Origin of the sequence: Pseudobutyrivibrio ruminis DSM 9787, from assembly GCF_900218035.1 — a bacterium.
GTDB classification, from domain to species: domain Bacteria; phylum Bacillota; class Clostridia; order Lachnospirales; family Lachnospiraceae; genus Pseudobutyrivibrio; species Pseudobutyrivibrio ruminis.
Map to the genome: position 1 here is coordinate 131,297 of NZ_OBMR01000008.1, position 18,101 is coordinate 149,397.

Here is an 18,101-nt window from a genome sequence, read left to right on the forward strand (position 1 = left end):
AGGAGAATGGTATGGTTTCAAAAAAGCAGAAATTCAGAACAGTATTGTTAATAATAATTCTTGCGATAGCAATTATCGCTGGAGTATTTGGAGTAAGCTATGCCAAGGGCAGTGTGGTATTTCCTTGGGAAGTAACTGAAAAGCAGGAAGAGGAGCCGCAGGTTGCTGAGGAGCCAGAAGCTGAAAAGGTTAAGGAGGCTACTGCTAAAGAGGAAGAACTTCAAAAAGAGGTAGAAAAGGTAGAAGAGCCAGAAGAACCTGTTGAAGAAGAGCCGGAAGAGCCAGAGACTACTGCAGCTACTACAGGTGTTTCACTTGATTATTATGGTGCCCTTCATGTAGAGGATGGCAAGCTTGTAGACGAGTCAGGGGATGTAGCAGTGCTTACAGGCGTCAGCTCACATGGACTTAGCTGGTATCCAGAATACATCTCGCCAGAGACTATCGAATCTCTTAGAAATAACTGGGGAATTAATGTTATCCGTCTTGCAATGTACACAAGCGATTACAATGGCTATTGCGTGGCAGGAGAGGATGTTCAAAATACATTAAAGGACAACATCGATGCTGCAGTTGAAGCTGCAACAGAAAACGATATGTATGTCATCATTGACTGGCACATCTTAAATGATAGCAATCCAAATGAATACAAAGCACAGGCTATTCAGTTTTTTGGAGAGATGGTTCGTAAATACGAAGACAACGAAAATGTTATCTACGAGATTTGCAATGAGCCAAACGGTGACACTACATGGGAAGATATCTGTGCTTATGCGGATGAAGTAATTCCTGTAATCAGAAATGTGGATAGTGATGCGGTGATTTTAGTCGGTACTCCAAACTGGTCTAGTGACCTTGATTCAGTTATGGAAGCTCCACTTGACTATGACAACATCATGTACACATATCATTTCTATGCTGGCACACACAAATCCAGCGCTAGAAACACACTTACAGACGCTTTAGACGCAGGCCTTCCAGTATTCATTTCTGAGTATGGCTTTGTTTCAGCTGATGGCGATGGCTCAGTTGATACAAAGGAAGCTGCTAAATGGCAGGATATTATCGATGAGTATCAGCTTTCATCTTGCATCTGGAATCTTTCAAATAAGGCAGAGGGTTCTGCTTTGATTAGTTCAGACTGCGACAAAACAGCTGATTGGGAAGAAGAGGAGCTTTCTGAGCAGGGCCAGTACTTCTTCGATATGCTTACAACAATAGATACAAGCAAGCAGGAAAATGAAAAAATCTCTGATGAAACATCAGAAGACATAAAAGAAAAAGAGCAAAAGCTCAATAAAGAAAAAAGTAATTTGGAGAAAAAAAGATAATGACAACAAATGAGAAAATCGCAAAACTTAGAGAATTAATGAATGAAAGAGGAATCGATCTTTACTTGATTCCAACAGATGACTTCCATTCATCAGAATATGTAGGAGAGCACTTTAAGGCTCGTAGCTTTATGACAGGCTTTACAGGTTCAGCAGGAACAGCAGTCATCACAAAGACAGAGGCACATCTTTGGACAGATGGACGCTACTTTGTACAGGCTGCAAAGCAGATTGCAGGCTCAGAGGTTATCCTTGAAAAAATGGGTGAGCCAAAGGTTCCAGAGGTAGAAGAGTTTATCGAGAAGAACTTCCCTGAAGGAGGATGTCTCGGATTTGACGGCAGATGTGTATCAGCAAAGAATGCAGCAAAGTATTTTGATATTGCTCAGGACAAGGGCGGAGAGCTTGCTACAACAGAGGATTTAGTTGATATTATCTGGGAAGACAGACCAGAGCTTCCAAAGGCTACAACATGGGTACTTGAGGATGAGTTCTCAGGTGAGAGCATGCAGGCAAAGATTTACCGCATCCGCGAAAAGATGAAAAAGAAAAAGGCAGATGCTCATTTAGTAACAAGCCTTTATGATATCGCATATATTCTTAATCTCAGAGGAAATGATATTGCAAACGTACCAGTTTTCCTTTCATTCCTTCTTATTACAGATGATAGCGTAATCTTATTTACAGACACAACAAATTGGCCAGAGGAGGCTATGAGCTACCTCAATGACAACAGCGTTAAGCTTTATCCATACGACATGGTTTACCACTATATGCAGAGCGCTGATATGGCTAACAGAAACATTCTTCTTGATCAGGAAATCGTTAACTACAACATCGTTAAGGCTTTAAAGGGCTCAGCAAAGATTATCGATGGAAAGAACCCTTCAGAGCTTATGCGTGCAGTAAAGAACGAGACAGAAATCAAGAACACAAGATTAGCTCACATCAAGGATGGTGTAGCTTGCACAAAGGCTATCAAATACATCAAAGAAAACATCACAAAGGAGCCAATGACAGAAATCACAGCTTCAGACTACTTCGAGGCTAGACGTCGTGAGCAGGAGCACTTTGTAGATTTATCATTTAATACAATTTCAGCATATGGTCCAAACGCTGCAATGATGCACTACAGCGCTAAGCCAGGCTCAGAAGCAACACTTAAGCCAGAAGGATTCCTTCTTGTTGATTCAGGAGCCCACTACCTTGAAGGTACTACAGATATCACTAGAACAATAGCTCTTGGTGAGCTTACACAGCAGATGAAGGAATACTACACAGTAGTTCTTCGTTGCCACTTAAGACTTATGGCTGCAAACTTCCCTAAGGGAGTTACAGGAGCAAACCTTGATGTACTTTCACGTGGTCCAGTTTGGGATATGGGACTCGATTATCGTTGCGGTACAGGTCACGGTGTTGGCCACATCCTCAATGTTCACGAGGGACCAAACAACTTCCGTTGGAGAGTTCCACAGGGCAAGAATGCTGCAGAGCTTCAGCCAGGAATGATTACAACTGACGAGCCTGGTCTTTACATCGAAGACGGCTTCGGTATCAGAATTGAAAATGAGCTTCTTTGTGTAGCTGGAGAGACAACAGAGTACGGTGATTTCCGTCACTTTGAGTCACTTACAGTATGCCCAATCGACCTTGATCCAGTTATTCCAGAGATGATGACAGAGGCAGAAAAGAAGACTCTTAACGAGTATCACGCATTTGTTCGTGAAACACTTAAGCCATACTTAACCGACGAGGAATATGCTTGGCTGGAGAAAGAAACTCATGAAGTATAAATAGCTTGTTAGCGTAACTAGCGAGAGGATAATGTAATGAAATTATTATTGATTGACGGCCATAGTATTGCCAACCGCGCATTCTATGGTGTTCCAGATCTTACAAATAGTCAGGGCGAGCATACAGGAGCCATTTTTGGCTTCCTGAATATGATGCTCAAGTTTATAGATGATGAGAAGCCTGACAACTTTGCTGTTGCATTTGATGTTTCAGCTCCAACATTCCGCCACAAAATGTATGATGCATACAAAGGCACTAGAAAGCCAATGCTTCCAGAGCTTAAAGAGCAGATTCCTCGTATTCAGGAAATGCTTAAAGCTATGGGTGTGCCTGTAATCACATTAGAGGGATGGGAAGCAGATGATATTCTCGGAACTCTTTCTAGAATTGGTGAGGAAAAGGGATTCGATGTAACTATCGTTTCTGGAGATAGAGATCTTCTTCAGCTAGCTACAGACAAAGTAAAGATTTCAATTCCAAAGACAAAAAAAGGTGGCACTGAAATCGAGCAGTATTACGCTGCTGATGTCAAAGAAACATACGGTGTTACACCAAAGCAGTTTATAGATGTAAAGGCGCTTCAGGGAGATGCCAGCGATAACATTCCAGGTGTTGAGGGCGTTGGTCCAAAGACAGCTGAAAAGTGGATTGCCCAGTATGGCTCAATCGAAGAGTGCCATGCCCATGTGGATGAAATGAAAAAGGGGAAAGTCCTTGATAATTTCATTGCTCAGTGGGATATAGCAGTTTTATCAAAGGAGCTTGCTACTATTAATGTACACGCTCCAATCGAGCTTGAGGAAGGCTCTACAAAGCTTGAAAACTTATTCACAGAGGAGGCATATCTTCTCTGTAAGCGTTATGAGCTTAAAAAGCTTCTTCCAAGATTTGAAAACACAGACACTTCAAAGGTTCAGGACACAACATCTGAGACATTTAAGCACATCAGTGACCTTTCAGATGTGGAAAACTTCTTTGCAGGTTTAAGCAATAGTGGAAAAGACTTTATCGGTGCAAGCATTATGGCTGGTGCAGATAAATCCATAAAGGGTGTAGCCCTTTCTGTCGGTGACGAAACTGTCTATGTGGATTGCGCAGGCTTTATTACTCCTGATTATTTGGGTCACAAGCTTGTAGAAATCAGCAAGGCAGGTGTAAAGCTTTGCTTCTGGGATTTAAAGAATGCAATGCACATCATTTATCAGCTATTCTCATCAGAGGAAAAAGCACAGGTAGAGGCAAATGGTGGTAAGGCTGAGATTTTCCCTACTGCCTGCGATGTTGCAGTGGCAGCATATCTTCTAAACCCTACAAAGAATGCATACACAGCAGATGACGTGGCAAGCGAGATGCTTGGCGTAATCATTCCTGCAGTGGCTGATTTGTTTGGTAAGAAAAAGCTCGAGGTAGCCTTAGAAGACGATTCAGAGCTTGAGCACATTACGACATACGCTTGTTACAATGCTTATGTAGCTTACGCTTCATATGAAAAGGTTATTTCTGAAATTAAAGATCAAGGAATGCTTCATATCTACGAGGATATTGAGCTTCCTTTAGTTTACACATTGTTTGATATGGAAATAGCAGGTATTGCAATGGACGCTGAGGCATTATCAGCATACGGAAGTAAGCTTGCAGTGCGTATCACAGAGCTTGAAAAGAGCATTTATGAGCAGGCTGGCGAGGAGTTCAATATCAATTCTCCTAAGCAGCTTGGAGTGATTTTGTTTGAAAAGCTTGGAATCCAGGGCGGCAAGAAGACCAAAACAGGTTATTCTACAGCAGCGGACATTCTTGAAGAGCTTGCTCCTGCAAATCCAATCATCAACGATATTTTAGAGTACAGACAGCTTGCAAAGCTTAAGAGCACATATGCAGATGGCCTTGCAAATTGCTTGGATTCAGACGGCAGAATTCGTTCTACATTTATGCAGACAGTTACAGCTACAGGACGAATTAGCTCTACTGAGCCAAACCTTCAAAACATCCCAGTTAGAATGGAGCTTGGCCGTGAAATCCGCAAGGTATTTTATCCAAAGGATGGCTGCGTATTTATTGATGCTGACTATTCGCAGATAGAGCTTCGAGTATTGGCACATATGTCTGGCGATGACAATCTTATCGGGGCATTCAAGGCTGGACAGGACATTCACCGTTCAACAGCCTCACTTGTGTTTAACACTCCATTCGATGAGGTTACAGATATCCAGCGTCGCAGTGCTAAGGCTGTAAATTTTGGAATCGTTTATGGAATCAGCGCATTCGGCCTTGCAAAGGACATCGGAGTTGGCAGAAAAGAAGCTCAGGAATACATTGATAATTACTTCTTGGCATATCCAAAGATGCACACATTTTTGGAAGGATTAAAGGCTGAGGGCAATGAAAAGGGCTACGTTACTACTATGTACGGCAGACGTCGTCCTATCCCAGAGCTTAAATCATCAAACTTTATGACAAGACAGTTTGGTGAGAGAGTGGCTATGAACTCCCCTATTCAGGGAACAGCTGCAGATATTATCAAGATTGCCATGGTAAATGTTCATGACAGATTATTAAAAGAAAAGCTCAAATCAAAGCTATTGCTTCAGGTTCATGATGAGCTCCTTATTGAGACATTCAAGGACGAGCAGGCACAGGTTGAAAAGCTTGTTGCAGAAGAGATGGAGCATGCTGCTTCACTGGCAGTTGATTTGGAAATCGATATGAAAACCGGAATGAATTGGGCAGAGGCACACTAATGAAATTTATCGGAATCACAGGGGGCATCGGTGCTGGTAAGAGCACGGTGCTCTCTTTACTAGAGGAAAACTTTAATTGTAAGGTCTTGTTGGCAGATTTGGTTGCTGCAGATTTAATGAGGCCTGGTAAGGAGTGCTTTGATAAGGTGGTGGCATTGCCATGGCCAGAGAGCATTTTGGACCCTCAGGGTGAAATCGACAGACCTAAGATGGCAAAGTTTATGTTTGCTGACAACAGTCTTCGCGAGGCAGTTAATGGAATAGTGCATCCAGCAGTACAAACAGAAGTACTAAATCAAGTAGAAGCTGAGAAAGAAAAGCACAATATAGAGTATTTTTTCTTTGAAGCTGCATTGCTCATAGAATGCGGTTATGGTAAACTTGTGGATGAGATGTGGTATATCTATGCAAGCCAGGAAGTAAGGGAAAAACGCCTTATGGAGACTCGCGGATATTCTAAAGAAAGAATCGCAAAAACAATCAGTACACAACGCAGTGAGGAGAGCTTCAGAGCTCACTGCAACAGAATCATAGACAACAGTGGCACAAAGGAGCAAACACTTGCTCAGTTGCGCCAGATTATTCACGAATAATTCCCGAGGAGAGTAACTTATATGGAGAAGAAAGATATTGTATTTGGACTTGATATTGGTACCAGAAATGTCATTGGTACAGTAGGATATCTTGATGGCGATGAATTCCATGTTATCGCTCAAAATCTTAGAGAACACGATACCAGAGCCATGCTTGATGGTCAGATTCATGACATTGGCCGAGTAGGTGCTACTTGCGATGAGGTGAAAAAGGACCTTGAAGCACAGACAGGTCTTGCATTATCAGAAGTATGTATCGCTGCCGCTGGTCGTGTGCTTCGTACAATCACTACTCACGTAGAGTTGGAATTTCCAGAGGAAACAGTTGTTACCGGAGAGGACTTACATACACTTGATATGATGGGTATCGAGCAGGCTGGTAAGGAAATCAAAGGCGACGAGGACAATAAATACAAGTTCTTCTGTGTAGGTTATTCTACTGTTAAATATTACTTAAACGGAGATGTTTTCACATCCCTTGAGGACCACAAGGCCGATACAATCGGAGAGGATATCATCGTAACATTCCTTCCAGAGGATGTAGTTGATGGTCTTTATTCAGCTGTTGGCAAGGCTGATCTTTCAGTTGCCAACCTTACATTGGAGCCTATTGCAGCTATCAATGTTGCAATCCCACAGAGCTTCAGAATGCTTAATATTGCCCTTATCGATGTTGGTGCAGGTACATCCGATATTTGTGTCACCAGAGACGGCAGCATCATCGCATATGGCATGATTCCTATGGCTGGTGATGAGCTTACAGAAGTTTTGGTACATGAATACCTTGTAGATTTTGCTACAGCAGAGCAAATCAAGCGCGCCTCTACCGAGGGTGGAGAAATCACATACGAGGATATTATGGGTCTTAGCCATACCATCAAATCAGAGGATGTATGGAAGCTTACAGAGCCTGTTATGAAGAAAATCGATTCTGAGGTTGCAGAAAAGATTAAAGAGCTTAACGGTGGCAAATCAGTATCTGCAGCGTTTGTTGTTGGCGGTGGCGGTAAAATCCACGGCTTTACAGAAGCATTAGCAGCTGATCTTAAAATTGTGCCAGAGCGTGTTGCTCTTCGTGGCGAAGAGGTTATGAAAAACATCGTATTCGAGCAGGAAGATATTACAAAGGATTCACTTCTTGTTACACCAATCGGTATCTGCTTGAATTACTACGAGACAAAGAACAACTTCATTATGATTCACTTCAACGGTGAAATGATGAAGCTTTATGATAATGGACAGCTTACAATTGTAGATGCAGCTATGCAGGCAGGCTTCTCTGCTGACCAGCTGTTCCCAAGACGTGGCCGTGAAATCAATTTCACAGTCAATGGTGTATCACGTATGATTCGTGGTACAGAGGGCGAATCTGCAGTTGTTACAATGAATGGCAAATCAGTTGGAATCAACACACCGCTTGAGTTTAATGCAGATGTTACAGTAGTGCCTTCTACAGTTGGTGAAGGTGGACGTGGTACAATTGCTGATTTGGCAGAGTTCACTACAGAGTATCTATACTTCAATGTTTGTGGACACAGAGTTAAGTGTCCAAAGTTTGTTGAGGTTAATGGTTCTATGGAACCACCTACATATTCAGTTAAGGATGGAGATGTTATCGAGACTCGTCCATTCTATACAGTTGGCCAGTTGGCAGAGTTTATGGATGTTACAATCGATGACAGATACGAAATCCTTGTAAATAACCGTCCATCTACCAAGGAATCCCTTGTATACGAGAACTTTGCAATCGAGTGGACAACAACAAATCAAATCGCATACAGAGCAGATTATCTTGTTGATGATTCAGAAGGCTTGCCAGAGGATTACGAAGCTCCATCACCAGCACCTGAGGCACCAGCAGAGGACGCTCGTACAAGAATGAAAATCGAAACCGTTGAAATCCCTATCAAGGTCAATGGCAAGAATATGGTCTTGGCAGGTAAAAGGGATTACATCTTTGTAGATGTATACAATCTCATCAATTTCGATCCAAGCACAGGCGGCGGAAGACAGCTTATTACAAAGGTCAATGGTCAGCCATGTGGCTATGCCAAGGATCTTAACGCCGGCGATGAAGTCGAAATTAGATGGAGCGAAAGTTAGTAAGGAAGTATTTTAGTAATGGATTTTTTTAGTATTGCAAGTGGTAGCAGCGGTAATTGCATTTGCGTGGGTGACAGTAGCACCCACGTAATGATTGACGCTGGTATTTCTGGAAAACGCATAGAAGCAGGTATGAATCAGTACGATTACACCACAGCCGATATGGCTGGTCTTCTTGTGACCCACGAACACTCAGATCATGTTTCTGGGCTTGGTGTTATTTCTCGTAAATATCACATTCCAATTTATGCTACAGCTGGTACCATCAGAGCAATACGTTCTATGAAGAGCCTTGGGGCTATCGATGACACTCTTTTTCATGTTATCAAGCCCGATGAGGACTTCGTCTTAGGTAGTCTTAAAATTCACCCATTCCACATCAGCCATGACGCGGCTGATCCAGTTGCATATCGTATAGAAAATGATAAATCTAAGGTTGCAGTCTGCACTGACTTAGGGTATTATGACAACAATATTGTGGAGAATCTCACAGGTTTGGACGCTATGCTTTTAGAGGCAAACCACGATATCCACATGCTAGAAGTGGGGTCATATCCATATCATTTAAAACAAAGAATTCTTGGAAATTATGGTCATCTGTCAAATGAAACCAGCGGTAAGCTTTTAAGCAAGGTTTTAAATGACAACATTAAACATGTATTTTTAGGGCATTTAAGCCATGAAAATAACTATCCAGATTTAGCTTACGAGACTGTCCGACTCGAAGTTACCATGGATGAAACCACTCCATACAAGGGAAATGATTTCAATATCACAGTTGCAAGTCGCAGCGAGGTTTCCCAGTTGGTGGTTATATAACTAGTAGATAATGGACTATAGGAGGAAAAGATGGAGAATAAGGTTATTATTACTGTAGTTGGCAAAGATACAGTAGGTATTATTGCACGTATTTGTACTTATCTGGCAGAGAGCGGTGTTAATGTGTTGGATATTACTCAAACTATAGTTCAAGGCTTCTTCAACATGATGATGATTGTAGATATCAATTCAAGCTCACGTGCTTTTGACGATATTCAGTGTGATTTGGAAAAGCTTGGAGATGAAATCGGAGTTCAGATTAAAGCTCAGAAGGAAGACATCTTCAACGCAATGCACAGATTATAGGAGGGAATATGGTTAATCTACAGGAAGTACTTGAGACAAACAAAATGGTTGAGGAGCAGACCCTCGACGTTCGTACTATTACTATTGGTATCAGTCTCTTAGAATGTATAGATTCAGATTTAGATAAGCTTAATGAAAAGGTTTACAACCGTATCACTACAGTTGCAAAGGACTTAGATAAAGTTGCAAAGGAAATTGAAAGTGATTACGGTATTCCTATTGTAAATAGACGTATTTCTGTTACACCAATAGCTTTAATTGGCGGTGCAGCTTGCAAGAAACCAGAGGATTTCGTTACTTTGGCCCACACAATGGACAAGGCCGCAGCAGCAGTTGGTGCAAATCTTATTGGTGGTTATTCAGCTCTTGTTTCAAAGGGAATGACAACAGCTGATGAATTACTTATTCGTTCAATTCCACAGGCTCTTTGCGAAACAGAAAGAGTTTGTAGCTCAGTTAATTTAGCTTCCACAAAAACTGGTATTAATATGGATGCTGTCAGACTTATGGGAGATATTCTTCTTCAGGTTGCTGACCGTTCAAAGGACAGAGATTCAGTTGATTGTATGAAGCTTGTAGTATTCTGCAATGCCCCTGATGACAACCCATTCATGGCAGGCGCTTTCCACGGCGTAACAGAAGCAGATGCTATTATCAACGTAGGTGTTTCTGGCCCAGGTGTTGTAAAGAAAGCTCTTGAGCAGGTTAGAGGTGAAAGCTTCGAGGTTCTTTGCGAGACAATCAAAAAGACTGCATTCAAGGTTACACGTGTTGGTCAGCTTGTAGCACAGGAAGCAAGCAAGCGTCTTAACATTCCATTTGGTATTATCGATTTGTCACTTGCTCCAACACCAGCTATTGGCGATTCTGTTGCAGATATCCTTTGTGAAATCGGTCTTGAGTATGCAGGTGCACCTGGTACAACAGCAGCTCTTGCTATGCTTAATGATCAGGTTAAGAAGGGCGGCGTTATGGCTAGCTCATACGTAGGAGGCCTTTCTGGTGCCTTTATTCCTGTTTCAGAGGATCAGGGTATGATTAACTCAGTAGAGGCAGGTGCAATCACTCTAGAGAAGCTTGAGGCCATGACATGCGTATGTTCTGTAGGTCTTGATATGATTGCAATTCCTGGTGACACACCAGCTACAACAATCTCAGGTATGATTGCTGATGAAATGGCTCTTGGAATGGTAAATCAAAAGACAACAGCAGCTCGTCTTATTCCTGTAATCGGAAAGGGCGTAGGCGATACAGTAGAGTTTGGTGGCCTTTTTGGATATGCTCCAATCATGCCAGTTAACAAATTCTCATGTGCTGATTTTGTAAATCGTCAGGGAAGAATCCCAGCACCTATTCATTCATTTAAAAACTAAAAGAAGATACAAAAAACTCCTAGCCAAGTTGCTAGGAGCTTTTTTGATTAATTATATTGAGGAGTTATTGTCTGGATAGTGCCGTCTGCGTTGTAGGTAAGTTCGCAGTATTTTACGCAACGGCGATGGTTGATTCCTTTTGAATACTCACAATCATGATAGAAGAGATACCATTTATCATGATACTCAACAATTGAGTGGTGAGTTGTCCAACCGATAACAGGCTCAAGAATTTTGCCTGCATATTTAAATGGTCCAAGTGGATTATCTCCGATTGCGTATGCAATGGTATGTGTTGTGCCTGTAGAGTAGGAGAAGTAGTATTTACCATTGTATTTGTGCATCCAAGGACCTTCGAAGTATCTACGGTCTTCATCTCCGGCTAAAAGAGGTTTGCCGTTTTCATCAAGAATTACAACATCAGCAGGAGTAGAAGCGAAGCCTTCCATGTCATCTGTCATTATGGCAACCTTTGGACATACCGCTGGCTCGTTTTTCTCAGGCTCTGTTCCGTTCGGATTAAAGCTGCCTTCTCTGTATTTCTCAAGCTGACCGCCCCAAAGACCGCCAAAGTAGATGTAAACCTTTCCGTCATCATCTATGAAAGAACATGGATCGATGCTAAAACTTCCTGGAATTGGCTCTTTTCTTGGAGTAAATGGGCCTTCTGGATTCTTGCTTTCTGCAATTCCTAATTTAAAGATTCCATCCTTATCTCTAGCTGGGAAAACTAAATAGTAAGTATCGTTTTTGTAAACTACATCAGGTGCCCAAAGCTGTTCCTTAACCCAAGGAATCTGGTCTTGGTGTAGAACCTCGCCGTGATCTATAACCTCATCGCTTTTGTCATCCATTGATAGGATATGATAATCACGCATCTGATATTCATCACCGTTATCGTTGTCTTCACCATCATGAGGAATATCATGGGATGGATAAATGTAAATTCTGTCGTTGAAAACATGTGCAGATGGATCTGCTGTGAAAATGTGTGTCACTAGGGGTGTGTTTTGTTTTTTCATTTTGTCTCCTTTAACCCTTAACTGCACCAGCGGTCAATCCATCAACAATTTGGTTAGAGAATGCACAGTACACAATTATTGTAGGAACGATAGCGATAATGATTGCAGCAAACATCTGGGAATAATTAGTGTTATAAGGTCCTACGAATTTTGAAAGTGAAACTGGCAGGGTTTTCTTCAAATCATCTGATATAAATACCATTGCTAAGAGAAGTTCGTTCCAGTTTGCAATGAAAGTCATAAGACCTGTTACAAATAAACCTGTCTTTCCAAGTGGAAGACATACTCTAAAGAAAATCTGGTAAATAGTAGCACCATCAATACAAGCACTTTCAATAAGCTCATTTGGCATACCTTCGAAGAAGCCTACCATGATGAATATGGTAACAGGAAGTGCAAATGTTAAGTATGGCAGTACCAATCCGATTAAGCTGTTTGTGAGATGAACCTTAGCAAAACGAGTGAATAAAGGAATCATTACACAGTGAACAGGAATCATCATTCCAAGAAGGAAATAAGTAAGTGAAAGCTTTGCGAATTTCCAGCGGAGTCTAGCGATTCCAAAAGCAGCCATTGAGCCGATAATCATGCTTAAAGCAAGTGTGATTACACAGACAAGGAAAGAGTTTAATGTGGCAATGCCAAGCTTTCCTGCTGTCCAGGCAAATGTAAAGTTTTCAAATGTAGGAGCCTGTGGCAAAGCAAATGGTGCTGTAAATATTTCTGCATTTGTTTTAAAAGATACGTTAAATACCCAAAGTAGTGGTGCAAGATAAAGCACAGCCATGAGTACTAAAAATATATAAATTATAATTTTAGGAATTGATATTTTTTTCATTACTAAACCCTCCTATTACATTTCGTACTGCTCGGTTTTTACAACTTTATTAATGAAAGCTGTTACAAGCAGACACAGGATTAGTAAAAGTACACCGATGGCACTTGCATAACCGTATTTAAAGTATTTAAAGCCTTGCTGATAAAGATGTGTAGCAAGAACTTCAGTTTTGTGGTTTGGTCCGCCTTCAGTCATGTTGAAGATCAAATCAAAGAACTTTAATGAACCAATAGCATTAAGTGACATTGCGGTTGCAACCATAGGTCTGATGAGGGGGAGTGTGATGTAACGAAAACTTTTGACCTTGTTGCATCCGTCAATGTAACTAGCCTCGTAAAGAGACTTACTAATGCCTGATATCTGGGCCATGTAAAGCATCATAGACTGACCAACATATTGCCAAAGGGCTACGAAAGCGATTACCCACATAGGAAGGATTATGAATCCATTTATATCCATGAGCCACAGAGGGCCTTCGATACCAAGCTTTGCAAGTAATTGGTTGATACCAAGCTTAGGACTGAAGATGAACATCCACAAAAGTCCTAATGCTGCAGAAGAAAGAACGCATGGTAAATAAATGATGTTTTTGAATACGTTTCTTCCCTTATCTATATTTGTGAGAAGGGCTGCAAGAAACAGACCCATAATTAGCTGTGTTACACAAGAGAAGATAAGAAAGAATAATGAATTCTTTAATGCAATTACTAAAGTCTTATCTTGTAAAAGGTTTTTATAATTCTCAAGTCCTATGAATTTAGGAGGAGTGAGTGCATTGTAGTCACAGAATGAATAATAGATTGACTGACAAATAGGTATAAATAGAACAAATGTAAAAAGTATAAATGCTGGCGCCATAAATATGAATATGGCTTTTTTATTTCTTAATAGTTTATCCATAACAATATCCTTATTAATTAGTTAGTCTGAATTGGTTTCTTTTTTAAAATTGGGGCACATTAAAGTGCCCCAAAAAGAATGAGATTATGAAGAAGAAGTTAGTTTTTATCTACAGTTTGCCTTGTAATATTCTTCCATGTCTGTAGCTGCCTCAGCAGGGGTTATTTCGCCAAGGAATACAGAAACCATTGTGTCATCGAAGTGAGAACCTGTCTCAGTTGTAGGCATTGACTCGTTGTAGAAACCGAATGTTCCCTTTGCGTTCTGGAACACATCCATAACGTATGCAAGCTGTGCAGGAGCCTTAGATGCATCGTACTCAACGTTTGTTACAGGAATCTTTCCACCAACTTCTGCTGTGTACTTCTGAGCTGTGTCGTCTGTGAAGTACTTCATAAGAGCAGCACAAGCTTCTGGATGCTCTGTAGTTGAGCTCATAGCAAGTGAATCAGACTTAGCAATTAATCTGTCGCAACCTGGGAACTGGAATACACCACACTTTGACTCGAAGTCTGGATTTGAACCATTGATTTGTGCAATTGCCCATGAACCCTGGATAAGAATAGCAGCTTCTTCATTGTAGAAGTTTGCTGTAGCTACATCGTTTGTATCACCAGCAGCTGTTGGCTGGAAGTACTTAGAAAGTTCAACAAGCTTTGTTGCAGCTGACTCGAGCTTTCCATCTTCCCAAGAAGCACTACCGTCTGCAAGAGCTGCAAGGTCAACACCTTCCTCTTCACAAAGGTAACCAGCTACCATTGAAAGACACCATGCTGTACCAGCTGAGATTGTGATTGGTGTGTAACCTGCTGACTGAAGCTTGTCACATGCTGTAAGCATTTCATCCCAGTTTGTAGGAACTTCTACACCAGCATCTTCGAACATCTCTGTGTTGTAGAAGCAGCAAGCTGCAGCTGTGTTAAGAGGTACTGCGTAAATCTTTCCATCATATGTCTGCTGTGTAAATACTGCGTCGCTTGTGAATGTATCTTTCCAACCATCCTGTGCAAGATAATCATCAAGTGGAGCGGCAACTCCTGGCTCTACATAATCTGTAAGGTTTGGACCAGGGCTGACAATGAATACATCAGGTGTATCGCCTGCAGCTACAAGAGCGTTTAACTTTGCGTAATACTCTTCAAGGTTTGTTGTAACTACATTTACGTGATACTGACCTTCGTAGTCGGCGTTGAATCTGTCGATAACATCTTTGTAACCGAGAGAGATAAGATCCTCAGTTGCATTTAAGTCATCCCAGAACATCCAAGTGATTTCCTCTACTCCATCAGCAGATGTTGATGAGCTAGAGCTTCCTGACTGGCCACAACCTGCAAATAAAGAAGCGACCATCATTGTTGATAAGATTGCTGATAATAATTTTTTTCTCATACCTTTCTCCTTTTTTTCTTAGATAGCAGTTTGTTATAAAAACCCCAAATAAACTGCTTCGTTGTTGTTAACCTAAATGTAGCACACAGATTATTCACATTCTTATAAATTGTTGTTTCTTGATTATCAAATCTTGCTATAGTGCTACGGCACTCTATCGGTGATTTGTATATGATTTCCGAAAGGCTACAGTGTGAAATGTGCATTATGCACAAAATGAGGGAAATATAATTTGAATTTGATAAAAAATGTCTTGATTTTTTTGACAATTAGAGCAAAAATTGAAAACAAGAATTATTGCTAATTGTTGCTATAGGGGGAATTACAAATGATAGAGACTTTAGATGGCATATTTGAGACCGTCCATTATAAGCAAAGCACCACGCTAAAGCTTTATGACAATAGAGAATATGAGGATTATCCAAAGCATTGGCATCCTGCAATAGAAATAGTAATGCCAGTGGAAAATGGATATACAATGCAGTTTTCAAATTCGGAAGTGTATTTAAGGGAGAAGGATATCTGCATTATATGTCCGGGATGCATTCATGCTATAAAAGCACCAGAAACCGGTCGTAGAATCATCTTTCAACCAAATACTACATATCTGAGATTCCTTAGAGAATTCGAGGTTTTAATCTCATTTATGTCACCATATGCAATTATTACTCCAGAGGAATATCCAAGCATACATGAGCAGCTTGTAAAGATGCTGATAGAAATAAAAGAGGAGTACATGGCAGGCACATCTTTTTCAGAACTTAGTATATATAGTAAGATTTTGGAAATGTTTAAGCTGATAGGACAAAACTATTCTAGTAAGTCTACCAAAACAAATGATTACAGCATTTCTTCAAAAGAAGATTACGCCAATAAGTTTGTCGAAATCTGTGATTATATAGATAACCATTGTTCAGAAGATTTGAAGCTGGATGAGGTGGCAGATATGAGTGGATTTAGTAAGTTCTATTTTGAAAGACTGTTCAAACAGTTCACAGGTACCAGCTTCTATAAATACGTAAATCAAAAGCGTATTGCTAAAGCATCAGAGCTTTTGATAGAACCAGGAAATTCCGTTACAGATGTGGCCCTTAACTGCGGATTTATGTCGATTTCTTCTTTCATTAGAATGTTTAAGCTACAAAAAGGATGCACTCCTACAGAGTTTAAAAGCATGTATTGGAGCCTTGAAATTGAAAGAAGTGGAGAAAAAGTAGAACTTGTACAGTAGTAATACAACTTGTACACTCCTAATAAATGGCTAAAATATAATATTCTAAATCAAAGAAATACAACTTGTGCCGAGTGTTGGACAAGTTGTATTTTATTTATATACGGTAAACGTTTTAGGAGGAGGGTAAATCTTATGAAAACACAGCTTAACTACAAGTTTTGGTTCTGCACAGGTTCTCAGGATTTATATGGAGACGAGTGCTTAGAGCACGTTGCAGCACACTCAAAGGAGATTGTTGAGACATTAAACAAGTCGGGACGTCTTCCTTTTGAGGTAGTTTGGAAACCAACAATGATTACAAACGAGGTAATCAGACGTACATTTAATGAGGCAAACAATGATCCAACATGTGCAGGTGTAATCACATGGATGCACACATTCTCACCAGCAAAGTCTTGGATACTTGGACACCAGGAATTCAGAAAGCCACTTTGCCATCTTCATACACAGTATAATCGTGAGATTCCATACGAAACAATGGACATGGATTTCATGAACGAGAATCAGGCAGCTCACGGAGATAGAGAGTATGCTCATATTCTTTCAAGAATGGGTATTGAGAGAAAGACAATTGTTGGATATTGGCAGGATGCTGAGGTTCAGGAAAAGCTTGCTTCTTGGATGCGTACAGCAGTAGGTGTTGTTGAGTCAAGTCACATTCGTGTAATGAGAGTTGCTGACAACATGAGAAATGTTGCTGTAACAGAAGGTGATAAGGTAGAAGCTCAGCTTAAGTTCGGATGGGAAGTTGATGCTTATCCTGTAAATGAAATTGCTGAGGCAGTTGCAGCTGTTTCTCAGTCTGATACAAATGCTCTTGTTGATGAGTATTACAGCAAATATGATATCTGCCTTGAAGGTAGAGACCCTGAGGAATTCAAAAAGCATGTTGCTGTTCAGGCACAGATTGAACTTGGCTTTGAAAGATTCCTTGAGGAGAAGAACTATCAGGCAATTGTAACTCACTTTGGTGATCTTGGTTCTCTCAAGCAGCTTCCAGGTCTTGCAATCCAGAGACTTATGGAAAAAGGATATGGCTTTGGCGCAGAAGGCGACTGGAAGGTTGCTGCTATGGTTCGCCTTATGAAGATTATGACAACAGGCATGAAGGATGCTAAGGGTACTTCAATGCTTGAGGATTACACATACAACCTTGTAAAGGGTAAAGAAGGTATTATCCAGGCTCACATGCTTGAGGTTTGTCCAACACTTGCTGATGGTCCTATTCAGATTAAGGTACAGCCTCTTTCAATGGGCGACAGAGAAGATCCAGCACGTCTTGTATTCCAGTCAAAGGAAGGAAAGGGTATTGCAACATCTCTTATCGACCTTGGAAATAGATTCCGTCTTATCATTCAGGATGTTGATTGTAAGAAGGTTGAAAAGCCACTTCCAAAGCTTCCAACAGCTATCAACTTCTGGACACCACAGCCAGATTTCTACACAGGTACAGAAGCTTGGTTACTTGCAGGTGGTGCACACCATACAGCATTCTCTTATGATTTGACAGCAGAGCAGATGGGCGACTGGGCTGCAGCAATGGGAATCGAAGCAGTATACATTGATAAGGATACAAAGATTCGTGATTTCAAGCGTGATCTTGCACTTGGAAATCTTGTATACGGTAAATAAATTGCCATTAGAAAGTCATAAATTTGATT

General features: G+C 40.9%; 14 protein-coding genes. 10 read left to right on the forward strand and 4 right to left on the reverse strand.

Going from position 1 to position 18,101, the window contains the following annotated elements; translation table 11 throughout:
- Positions 1-11 precede the first annotated feature (11 nt).
- From CRN97_RS09435 to CRN97_RS09470, 8 genes are read left to right on the forward strand one after another with little or no spacing between them, the layout of a single operon-like run.
- Positions 12-1,331: a glycoside hydrolase family 5 protein gene (locus tag CRN97_RS09435; RefSeq protein WP_097076699.1), complete on the forward strand. Its 1,320-nt coding sequence runs from the start codon at positions 12-14 to the stop codon at positions 1,329-1,331.
- Positions 1,331-3,124, forward strand: a complete 1,794-nt coding sequence (locus CRN97_RS09440) for an aminopeptidase P family protein (RefSeq protein WP_097076700.1) — start codon at positions 1,331-1,333, stop codon at positions 3,122-3,124. Before CRN97_RS09435 ends, CRN97_RS09440 begins: the two co-directional genes overlap by 1 nt.
- Before the next feature lie 36 nt (positions 3,125-3,160).
- Positions 3,161-5,863 (forward strand): DNA polymerase I, encoded by a 2,703-nt coding sequence (gene polA / locus CRN97_RS09445; protein WP_097076701.1) that lies wholly within the window; start codon positions 3,161-3,163, stop codon positions 5,861-5,863.
- Complete coding sequence (gene coaE, locus CRN97_RS09450) at positions 5,863-6,456, forward strand: dephospho-CoA kinase (RefSeq protein WP_097076702.1); 594 nt, start codon at positions 5,863-5,865, stop codon at positions 6,454-6,456. The genes polA and coaE overlap by 1 nt, the downstream gene beginning before the upstream one ends.
- A 21-nt stretch (positions 6,457-6,477) precedes the next feature.
- Positions 6,478-8,559: a cell division FtsA domain-containing protein gene (locus CRN97_RS09455; RefSeq protein ID WP_097076703.1), complete on the forward strand. Its 2,082-nt coding sequence runs from the start codon at positions 6,478-6,480 to the stop codon at positions 8,557-8,559.
- A gap of 18 nt (positions 8,560-8,577) precedes the next feature.
- A complete protein-coding gene (locus tag CRN97_RS09460) occupies positions 8,578-9,378 on the forward strand; it encodes an MBL fold metallo-hydrolase (RefSeq protein ID WP_044935940.1) in 801 nt (266 codons plus the stop codon).
- 30 nt (positions 9,379-9,408) lie between these two features.
- Positions 9,409-9,684, forward strand: a complete 276-nt coding sequence (locus CRN97_RS09465; protein WP_033151571.1) for an ACT domain-containing protein — start codon at positions 9,409-9,411, stop codon at positions 9,682-9,684.
- Between the two features lie 8 nt (positions 9,685-9,692).
- Complete coding sequence (locus CRN97_RS09470) at positions 9,693-11,057, forward strand: PFL family protein (protein WP_097076704.1); 1,365 nt, start codon at positions 9,693-9,695, stop codon at positions 11,055-11,057.
- A gap of 47 nt (positions 11,058-11,104) precedes the next feature.
- Here the strand turns inward: CRN97_RS09470 and CRN97_RS09475 are convergent, their stop codons facing one another.
- The 4 genes from CRN97_RS09475 to CRN97_RS09490 all read right to left on the reverse strand — a co-directional run bounded on the left by CRN97_RS09475 (position 11,105) and on the right by CRN97_RS09490 (position 15,206).
- Positions 11,105-12,079 carry a glycoside hydrolase family 43 protein gene (locus CRN97_RS09475; protein ID WP_097076705.1) on the reverse strand — a complete coding sequence of 325 codons (975 nt, stop codon included), beginning with the start codon at positions 12,077-12,079 and terminating at the stop codon, positions 11,105-11,107.
- 10 nt (positions 12,080-12,089) lie between these two features.
- A complete protein-coding gene (locus tag CRN97_RS09480; protein ID WP_074790155.1) occupies positions 12,090-12,917 on the reverse strand; it encodes a carbohydrate ABC transporter permease in 828 nt (275 codons plus the stop codon).
- 15 nt (positions 12,918-12,932) lie between these two features.
- A complete protein-coding gene (locus CRN97_RS09485; RefSeq protein ID WP_074790157.1) occupies positions 12,933-13,817 on the reverse strand; it encodes a carbohydrate ABC transporter permease in 885 nt (294 codons plus the stop codon).
- A 105-nt stretch (positions 13,818-13,922) separates the two neighbouring features.
- Entirely contained in the window at positions 13,923-15,206 is a 1,284-nt protein-coding gene (locus CRN97_RS09490) for an ABC transporter substrate-binding protein (RefSeq protein ID WP_097076706.1), read from the reverse strand.
- Positions 15,207-15,534: 328 nt separating this feature from the next.
- On the opposite strand from CRN97_RS09490, the gene CRN97_RS09495 reads away from it, so the two are divergent.
- Complete coding sequence (locus tag CRN97_RS09495) at positions 15,535-16,437, forward strand: AraC family transcriptional regulator (RefSeq protein ID WP_097076707.1); 903 nt, start codon at positions 15,535-15,537, stop codon at positions 16,435-16,437.
- Between the two features lie 135 nt (positions 16,438-16,572).
- On the forward strand, positions 16,573-18,072 hold the full coding sequence (gene araA, locus CRN97_RS09500; RefSeq protein WP_097076708.1) for an L-arabinose isomerase: 1,500 nt from the start codon (positions 16,573-16,575) through the stop codon (positions 18,070-18,072).
- Positions 18,073-18,101: the final 29 nt, after the last annotated feature.